Raw genomic sequence first — 8,012 nt, forward strand, 5'->3', positions numbered from 1 at the left:
GTAGCTTCGGTGAGAGCTACGAACTAGGAGGACGAACATGACCGCCACCTACACCTTCGACGCCTTCTGCAGCCTCGACGGCTTCGGCACCGCCAGCAGCGGCTGGAGCGGGTACTGGGGCAAGCAGGGCCCCGAGCTGCTGGAGCACCGCCTGTCGCTGTACACCGGCGAGCAGCGGATGGTCTTCGGGGCCAACACCTACCGGGCGTTCGCGCAGATGCTGGCCGAGAGCACCGAGGACGCGGACGTCCGCGACCCCTGGGTGACCCGGATGCGCAACCTGCCGACCACGGTGGTGTCGAGCACCCTCGCCGCCCCGCTGGACTGGCCGGACGCCACCGTGGCGGCCGGCGACGGAGTCGAGGTCGTCGCCCGGCTCAAGGCCGAGTCGGACGTGCCGCTGCGCTCGCACGGCAGCCTGTCGCTGAACCGGGCCCTGATGGCCGCCGGCCTGGTCGACTTCGTGCAGGTCACCGTCTTCCCTGTGATCACCGGCCGGACCGGGACGGAGCCGATCTTCGCGGGCGCGGCCGACTTCGACCTGGAGCTGGTCTCGAGCCGCACGCTGGACGGCCGCACCCAGGAGCTGACCTACCGGCCGACGCTGCACGTCTAGGCATTCACTGCTGGGGACCGGTCGGTGGGCAACGAAGACGCGCGCCGCGACTTCTTCGCGGCAACCACGGCCGGCTCGCCGGCTGGGTGCGCCGGCAGGTCTACGACGACGAGACCGCCCACGACATCGCGGCCGACCCCGACCGCCGCGGCGACTTGCGTGCGATGCTCGAACCGTTACCCGAGCATCTACGCCCCCGGCAGCGGCGCGGCCGGCAACTGCTTCGAGTGGCTCGTATTCACCAACGTGTCCACCAAGTCCTGCACCCTGCATGGCTTCCCGGCCGTCTCCTGGGTCACCGGGGATCGGGCCAGCGGGTCAACGACCCCTCGGCACGCATGACGGACCTGACGCCGACCTGTTTCCCGCTGGCCCTCAGGCGCCGGCCACGCGACGCCGCAGCGCGCCCGCGCGGAGGGTTTCGAGCCCGAATGCCACGCGGTCGACGTGGCCGGCGGCTATCCACCCCCTTCACCGGCAACGTCATCACCAACCCGCTCCCAGCCGGCGCCCTCGCCGCTCACGTCGGCCCAATCCACCCGCTGGCACACGAACGATCTGCGAATAACCGCGCAGGGCAGTCCCGGCGGCGGTGCGGCGGGCACCAAATGGGGCTGGCTGGTCTTCACCAACGTCTCCAAGCGCACCTGCACCCTGTACGGCTACCCCGGCGTCTCCCGCCTGACCGCCCCGACCGGAACGCAGATCAACGCACCTCTGACCCGCGCACCGGACGAGACGGCCGCGGTGTTTACCGCGTGGTCCGAGCAGGCCTGTTCAGTCAACGGCACCAACGTGAGCGCGGTCTTCCCGATCGTCGCCGGCCTCAGCGAATGACATGAACTCGGAATGACGCGCACGGTTGGGCAAACCGTAGGCAGACTCGGCCAAGTTCACTGGACGAATTGGTTTCGACCCGTCACCGGAAGGTCGCCGAGGGTCCCGATTGCTATCAAGATTTCCTGACGAGGTGTGCACCGCATGCACCCTCAACAGCGGAGCCGTTCTCGATTCACAATCAGCCAAACTGATGCGGTGAACCGAGGCCCACACGACGCAAGCGGAGCGATGAGCAACCCGGCCGCAGGAGCGATGCACCCCTGCGACCGGGTCGTCACCGCAGCTTCACTTGGGCCAGATGGTGAACGCCCCGGCAACCAGTGCCGCCACGACAACCCCAATCGCCCCGATCGCGGCCGTGACGATCGACACGCGTCCACTGCGGCGAGGTGCCGGGGCGTCTCCGGCCGAAGACGTGGCCGTCGGTCCGGCTTTCGAGACCAGGCACTGCGTCGGCAGGGCTATCTGAACGGAGTCGGCCTGGACGACAAAAGCATGTTGACCATCAATGTGGATCACGGCTCGCCCATGGTGCCCCGGCTGCACGCCCACGTCTTCGGCCGGTCCACAGACCGAGCACCACGTGATCGATCCCTGGGCACGTCCAAGCCCTTGACAGCTTGCATCAATCTGGTTCATTGTGAATCGCTCCTACATTTGATTCATGATCGACGAATCACTTTGCATCGGTGGATGATGGCGGGACCTTGGTTCGTGAGTGATGGAGGGCTGGTGACCGAGCGCGCTTCGGGGTGGTCCCGCGACGATCGCCGTCGGCGATTGGCCGACGAGCTCAAACGTGCCCGCACCAGAGCGGGCATGTCTGGACGCGATCTCGGCCAGAAGATTGACATCAGCCAGTCCAAGATCTCTCGCATCGAAGCGGGCACAGCCGTGCCGTCTCTGCCCGAGGTTCGCCTGTGGGCCGACGCGGTGGACGCCACCGACGAGCTGCGAGAGATGTTGTTCGCACTCACCGATGCTGCGCATGGCAGTGTCCAGCGGTGGTGGCCCGAGCTCGCGACCCATGGTCATCTGCAGGATGAGATCGAGGCGACGGAGCGCGGCGCGGCCAGAATTCTGACCTTCCAGTCCTCTGTCGTCCCCGGCCTCCTGCAGACGGCCGACTACGCCAGGCGCATCTTCGAGCTGTTCGAGCAGGTGCCGTATGGTCCCGACGAACTCGCCCAGGCCCTCGCCGCCCGGCTCGACCGGCAACTGCTGCTGTTCGACGAGTCCAGGACGTTCCTGTTCCTCATCACCGAGGGGGCGCTGCGCTGGCGGCCCGGGCCGCCAATGCTGCTGGCTGCACAGCTGGACCGGATTAGCACGCTGAGCACCCTCGACAACGTCACCATCGGCCTGTTGCCGCTTGCGGCCCAGGCGGTGGTGCCCTACTCGCACGCGTTCACCATCTACGAACCGGCCGACGGCGAGCTCGACACCTTCGTCAGCGTGGAGATGATCCACGGGAACCTCCATCTTCGGCACGAGCCGGACATCGTCGCCTACCAGCGCCGGTGGACGGCGCTGGACAGCAACGCCGTATACGGCGAAGAAGCCCGTCGCCTGCTGCACGACCTGATCAGCGAAATGCGGACGGCGCGATGAACCATCGCTCACCGACCGGGCGCCGGGGCGGGATGAGGGGGCCACCCCGGCGCCCGCCCCCATTACGCGATGTCGAACTCGCCGCGCTTCACGCCGGCGATGAAGTCCCTCCACTCACTCCCCGTGAACGCCAGCACCGCCTCGTCCGGGCTCTTCGAATCCCGCACCAGCACCAGGTTGGCCAGCGTCGCAACCTCGACACAGGCGCCCCCGCCCTCGCAGGCGGTCCGGAACTGCGGCATCGTCGTCTTCTGCTCGTACATTTCGACCTCTTTCCCTAGTGGGTGGCGTCTGTCGCCGAGGTCGAATTAACGCGCCAATTCATGTGCCCTTCTCCGCGATTCTCTCGATGAGATCTGGAGGTTTTCTGCATGCCAATCGACATCCGTGTTCTAGGCCCCATCCGGCTGCTCAGCGACGGCCGCGAAGTACGCCTCGGCGATCGTAAGCAGCGGTTGATGCTGGCCATCCTCGCGATCGAGAACCGGCTTCTGGAGAAGCCTCAACTGATCGGGCGGCTTTGGGATGAGGACAAGGATCCCGAACATGCCGTGCGTCAATTGCACAGCTACGCGAACCGCATTCGCGCAGCTCTCAACGACGCCGGCCTCGACGGCGCCACGGTGCTGACCACCGTTCATGACGTCGGCTACCGGCTCGACATCGACCGGAACTGGGTCGACTACCACCGGTTCCTCGATCTCAAGGGCCAAGCCGAGGCCGCGGCCGCACGGCGCGATCCGGCTCATGCGGCTCGATTTGGTCGCCGCGCGCTGGCCGAGTGGGGCGGCGCGGCGGGCCTGCTCGGCGGCACCCCACTGGAGACGGACGCGCACCAACTGCGGGGCCGAATCCGCGCTATGCAGATGGAGCACCGAGCGATGCTCATGCTAACCCTGCAGGCAGAAATGGACTGTGGCCAACACCGGAAGCTGATCCCGGAAATGGATCGCCTTGCCGCTGATAATTACGCATCGGACGATCAGGAATTGGCTCGCTTGCGGATGCTCGCACATTTCCGAGCAGGTCAGACGAAGGAGGCGATCGCCGTGTACGAACGACTCGAAGACGTGCTCGAAGAAAAGACCGGCAGCAAGCCCGACGAGGAGACGAGGGAAATGCAGCGCCGCATCAAGAAGGACGACGAGACGCTGAAGCGCTCGGACGCCATGCCCGACCCTGACGCCGATCCAGAGGAGGACACCGAGCCTGCTCGGGGCGCCGCTAAATCGATCACCTACCAGACGGGGGCCAACGCACGCGCGTTCACCGCGCACCGAGACCTGATCTACAACGAGGGGTCCGAAACGACATGAGTGGAACTCCGGACGACGTCGAGGCGCCGGAGCCGGAAGATGCCGCCCCGGAGCCCGACGTCGATCTCGACGAGGCAGAGCCCGCGCCGCCGGCCGGTGAGGCACCGCTACACGTAGCGGACGGCGGGGCCGGATCGCCAAGCGCCCGGCCAACTGCTGAACCGGAGGCAGAGCCCCAGCCCGGACGGTTGGAGGACGCCGACCCGGAAGAGGGTGCCGACAGCACCGACGAGAAGGCTGCGCAGGCCGACCGGCAGCAAGGCATCCGCAACCTCAGCGTGATGACCGGTGATCGGGCGCGGCACTTCCAAGGCGAGCAGATCAGCATCTTCGGTGGCGAAACGTCCGTGGTGCCGCGCTCCGGCGAGGTGCCGGGCAACGTGCTCGAGAAACTCGCGTCGGTGTATGTCGATCCGCCGTGTGCTCAGCGGATGCTCGATGCACTACGTGAGTCAAGCATCCAGTGTCTGGTCGGAGCGGCCGGCTCTGGGCGGACCACTGCCGCGATCGCCATCGCAGCACGGCACATCCAGGCCAGTGGCCGCACCCCGCGCGGCAACGTCCACATTATGGCGACGTCCAGCGGCCTGCCGGGCGTGGATGCTTCGGTCGTACCCGAGGGAAAGGCTGTCGTCCTGGTGCTGCCACCGGACGAGCCGGCACCCGACATCGGGTGGTTCGGGCCGATCGGCTCGGATCTCACGCGTCGGGGCAGCGTGCTCATCGTCGTCAGCGCGAACGAGCCGACGGGCTCGGCGACGCTCCGCGCCGACTGGACTGTCGCCTACCGGCCGCCGGACTTGGAGGCGGTCTTCCGCCGGCACTTGCGCGCCCGGCTGCCGCACCGCCTGGATGCGCTCGCGGCCCTGCCCAACGTCCAGGTGGCACTGCGGCAATGTCAAGTGCCACGGGATGCCGCGATGCTGGCCGCCGACGTCCTCGCGGATGTGGACAACGGCCTGCCCGACCGCGACGTACTCGGCGGGGAACCGACGGCCAAGCTGGTCGAGGCGCAGAAGGAGCTCAACGAGGGCGAGTTGTGGCACCGCATCCTGCTCGTCGCCACGACGGTCATGTCCGATCTCTCGGCCGGGACCGTCGTTCGGGAGGCCAAGCGACTCGCCGAACTGCACAAGCCCAACGGCGTCCAGACCGATGTGCCGAAGGTCGACTGGTTCAACGGGCCGGAGCAGTGGTCGGCCTGCGTCGACCTTGTCGGCGACCATGCCGGCGACGGCGCGGGGCGAACCTTCCGCCTGGCCCACCCCAAGCTGGCGATCCTCCTCCTGAAAGTGGTGTGGCAGGACCATGTCGGCGAGCGAGATGTCCTCCTGGCCTGGCTGCGCGGACTCGGGGTACATCCGACGCACCGGGTGCGCATCAAGGCCGCGCAGGCCGCCGCGCAGCTCGCGTGCTACGACTTCGACGTCATGGTCCGCGAAGTGCTCCAGGTCTGGGCACTGGACGGCGGCTTCCGGGCCCGGCAGTCGTGCGCGGTCGCGCTGGAGGCCTTGGCGCTCGCCGCCGAGGGTCGCTTCGCTCGGCGGGTCCGCGGACTGGTGCATGGCTGGGCTCACAGCAACAACGTCCAGCTGCTCGCCGCCGCTGTGGCCGCCTACGGCACTTTCCTCGGCGCCAAGGACCCCGATGAGGCGCTGGCGCGCATGCAGGAGATCATCGGCGGCCGGGTCCGCCGATGGGACGGCCGCCGCGACGCCAGCATCGACCGGGTAGAGGGCGAGCTGGCCAACATCGTTCGCAAGGCACTCCTCGATGTGTTCGCGGCCGGCGCCCAGGAAAAGGTCGTGCAGACCCTGGCTACCTGGGCTACCTTGCCCCATTGGCGTTGGCGCCGGGCGGCCGCGCGTTCGCTGCTCGACCTCGCCCGCAAAGACGGCGCCAGCCGTTGGCCGCTGCTCGTGGAACTGACGAGCGTCCAGGACGATCTCTACTCCGACCTGCTGGCTCTCTGGCGCAACGCACTGAATGCCGCCCAGCGTGACGAGGCCGGCTGGGAAGCCCTCCGGCGCTGGTGCGAACGGGCCGACGAATTGAGTGGAGATGCGGAAGCCGCTGAGCCGGCCGCACTCGTTCAGAAGCTTCTGGCCGACATCCGCGCCGGCGATCCCAAACTGGCCGAGAACCTCGACTTCCACCAGCGCATCTGGGCATTCCGCGAGAGCAAGCGCCGCCCGTAGCCTGCCAGTCCTCCTCAATCGCCCCTCAAGGAGAACACCCATGACCGATGCGAACACACATGTCGATCCCTCCAAACCCCGCCGGGGCAGGCTGCGCCGCTGGGTGGGTCGAGTTCTGCGCAACCTCATCGGCGAGCCGCCCACCGTCATCACGAGCGCGCCGCCGATAGTCCTGCCGGTGAGCCGGACCGTCAACCGCGTCCGGACCGTCACGTTCACGACGCCCGCCAAGGGCGACTCGTACGAGTTCACCGTCAACGTCGACCTCTGCTTCTGTGCGACGGGTGCTGCCGCCGCAGAGCGGCTCGACGCCAAGCTCGACGGCCGGCTGCCCGACCTCATCGCCGAGGTGAAGGCGGCTGCGCGCCCAATCGCCCGAGAGTTCCCGCCATTCCGTCCCGGCGTGGCCGAACCGCGTGTCGCCCGTGCGATCCAGCAGGCCACTGAGGCCGCGCTGGCCGGCGTGCCGGATGAGGACGGCGTGTATCTCACCTGCAGCGCCCGGTCCCGGGTCGACATGCCGGAGGAGGTCCGGCAATTGCAGCGGCTCGCGCTTGCCGAGCAGGTCAAGTTCGAGTCGCGATACGAGCAGAGTGAGCAGTCGGCACAGCGCCTCGGCGAACTCCGCGAGGTGTGGAGCAAGTTCATCCGGGACGGACTCCCCAGCTGGGTGACGCCGTACGCATTGGCCATGGCCCAGCAGCCGGCCCAGGTCGCGCCGCTGCTCTTCAAGCTCCGCGACGACCGCAAGGCCGAGGCGGCGAAGCTCGTCGACGCCGTCGCCGCGGTCGCAGCCGGCCACGAGCGAATGGACCTGCTGGAGTTCGCGCTGGCTACCGACAGCGCGCTGAGCAAGACCTACGAGCTTCTCGGCATCGCCGCGCCGCCGGACGGCAGCGATTCCCTGTTCGACGGCGACGAGGAGGTTGCATCGTGAGACGAATCCTGCTGCTGATGCTGCTGATCCTGGTCCTGGCCACCAGCGGCTGCTCGATTCTGATCGGCGATGACTCCAGTACCGCCCAGGATGCCAAGCGACCCCCGGCTGAGCGGTGCGACAGTCTGATGAAGAAGCCCGCGACCGGAGTAAAGATCTCTGGCGCCACGGTGCTGCTGGCCGACGACTCCGCTTCGAGCTACACGCGCCCGAATACGGACCACCATCAGGACTGGCTCGACGCCCTATCGGCGCACCTGCCGGGCAACGGGTCCGACCTCGTCGCCATGGGCTTCTTCGGCGGAGCGGTCGACTGGAAGGTCACGAAGGTAACTCCCGGCAAGAGCACCGACTCGTCTCGTACCCGAAATGACCTCCAGGACGCGCAGTCCTGCCTAATACTGCAACGGCGGGTCGTGTCCTACGGCGGTTCGAGTCGTTTGCGGTAATGAGCGGCTCGGGCCTGTGCTTGCCTGCGTCTACGCCATCGTGAC

Annotated in this window: 10 protein-coding genes; 8 read left to right on the forward strand and 2 right to left on the reverse strand. The window is 67.6% G+C overall.

Annotated elements, in window-relative coordinates; genetic code table 11:
• Window positions 1–37: 37 nt before the first annotated feature.
• The 3 genes from ACIA8L_RS50025 (at window position 38) to ACIA8L_RS50035 (ending at window position 1,453) form a co-directional block, all read left to right on the forward strand.
• The gene (locus ACIA8L_RS50025) at window positions 38–616 is read left to right on the forward strand and encodes a dihydrofolate reductase family protein (RefSeq protein ID WP_395916360.1); all 579 of its coding nucleotides are present in this window, start codon (window positions 38–40) and stop codon (window positions 614–616) included.
• A gap of 159 nt (window positions 617–775) precedes the next feature.
• The gene (locus tag ACIA8L_RS50030; RefSeq protein WP_395916361.1) at window positions 776–958 is read left to right on the forward strand and encodes a DUF4232 domain-containing protein; all 183 of its coding nucleotides are present in this window, start codon (window positions 776–778) and stop codon (window positions 956–958) included.
• A gap of 105 nt (window positions 959–1,063) precedes the next feature.
• Entirely contained in the window at window positions 1,064–1,453 is a 390-nt protein-coding gene (locus ACIA8L_RS50035; protein WP_395916363.1) for a DUF4232 domain-containing protein, read from the forward strand.
• 288 nt (window positions 1,454–1,741) lie between these two features.
• On the opposite strand, the gene ACIA8L_RS50040 is transcribed toward ACIA8L_RS50035, so the two are convergent.
• The gene (locus ACIA8L_RS50040; protein WP_395916365.1) at window positions 1,742–2,095 is read right to left on the reverse strand and encodes a hypothetical protein; all 354 of its coding nucleotides are present in this window, start codon (window positions 2,093–2,095) and stop codon (window positions 1,742–1,744) included.
• A 93-nt stretch (window positions 2,096–2,188) separates the two neighbouring features.
• Between ACIA8L_RS50040 and ACIA8L_RS50045 the strand changes: the two genes are divergently transcribed.
• Window positions 2,189–3,067: a helix-turn-helix domain-containing protein gene (locus tag ACIA8L_RS50045; RefSeq protein ID WP_395916366.1), complete on the forward strand. Its 879-nt coding sequence runs from the start codon at window positions 2,189–2,191 to the stop codon at window positions 3,065–3,067.
• A gap of 62 nt (window positions 3,068–3,129) precedes the next feature.
• Here the strand turns inward: ACIA8L_RS50045 and ACIA8L_RS50050 are convergent, their stop codons facing one another.
• Window positions 3,130–3,330: a DUF397 domain-containing protein gene (locus ACIA8L_RS50050; protein ID WP_395916368.1), complete on the reverse strand. Its 201-nt coding sequence runs from the start codon at window positions 3,328–3,330 to the stop codon at window positions 3,130–3,132.
• Window positions 3,331–3,438: 108 nt separating this feature from the next.
• Between ACIA8L_RS50050 and ACIA8L_RS50055 the strand changes: the two genes are divergently transcribed.
• From ACIA8L_RS50055 to ACIA8L_RS50070, 4 genes are all read left to right on the forward strand, one after another.
• Window positions 3,439–4,383, forward strand: a complete 945-nt coding sequence (locus tag ACIA8L_RS50055) for a BTAD domain-containing putative transcriptional regulator (RefSeq protein ID WP_395916370.1) — start codon at window positions 3,439–3,441, stop codon at window positions 4,381–4,383.
• Window positions 4,384–4,571: 188 nt separating this feature from the next.
• On the forward strand, window positions 4,572–6,581 hold the full coding sequence (locus tag ACIA8L_RS50060) for a hypothetical protein (RefSeq protein ID WP_395916371.1): 2,010 nt from the start codon (window positions 4,572–4,574) through the stop codon (window positions 6,579–6,581).
• 40 nt (window positions 6,582–6,621) lie between these two features.
• Window positions 6,622–7,518 carry a hypothetical protein gene (locus ACIA8L_RS50065; RefSeq protein ID WP_395916373.1) on the forward strand — a complete coding sequence of 299 codons (897 nt, stop codon included), beginning with the start codon at window positions 6,622–6,624 and terminating at the stop codon, window positions 7,516–7,518.
• The gene (locus ACIA8L_RS50070) at window positions 7,515–7,967 is read left to right on the forward strand and encodes a hypothetical protein (protein ID WP_395916375.1); all 453 of its coding nucleotides are present in this window, start codon (window positions 7,515–7,517) and stop codon (window positions 7,965–7,967) included. The genes ACIA8L_RS50065 and ACIA8L_RS50070 overlap by 4 nt, the downstream gene beginning before the upstream one ends.
• Window positions 7,968–8,012 lie beyond the last annotated feature (45 nt).

Origin of the sequence: Dactylosporangium sp. NPDC051541, assembly GCF_044454505.1 — a bacterium.
Classification (GTDB): domain Bacteria; phylum Actinomycetota; class Actinomycetes; order Mycobacteriales; family Micromonosporaceae; genus Dactylosporangium.

Bases quoted from the DNA above. Each gene is read 5' to 3' on its own strand.
- ACIA8L_RS50055 (WP_395916370.1), top strand. From the start codon at position 3,439: ATGCCAATCGACATCCGTGTTCTAGGCCCCATCCGGCTGCTCAGCGAC.
- ACIA8L_RS50050 (WP_395916368.1), bottom strand. From the start codon at position 3,330: ATGTACGAGCAGAAGACGACGATGCCGCAGTTCCGGACCGCCTGCGAG.
- ACIA8L_RS50025 (WP_395916360.1), top strand. From the start codon at position 38: ATGACCGCCACCTACACCTTCGACGCCTTCTGCAGCCTCGACGGCTTC.
- ACIA8L_RS50065 (WP_395916373.1), top strand. From the start codon at position 6,622: ATGACCGATGCGAACACACATGTCGATCCCTCCAAACCCCGCCGGGGC.
- ACIA8L_RS50040 (WP_395916365.1), bottom strand. From the start codon at position 2,095: ATGAACCAGATTGATGCAAGCTGTCAAGGGCTTGGACGTGCCCAGGGA.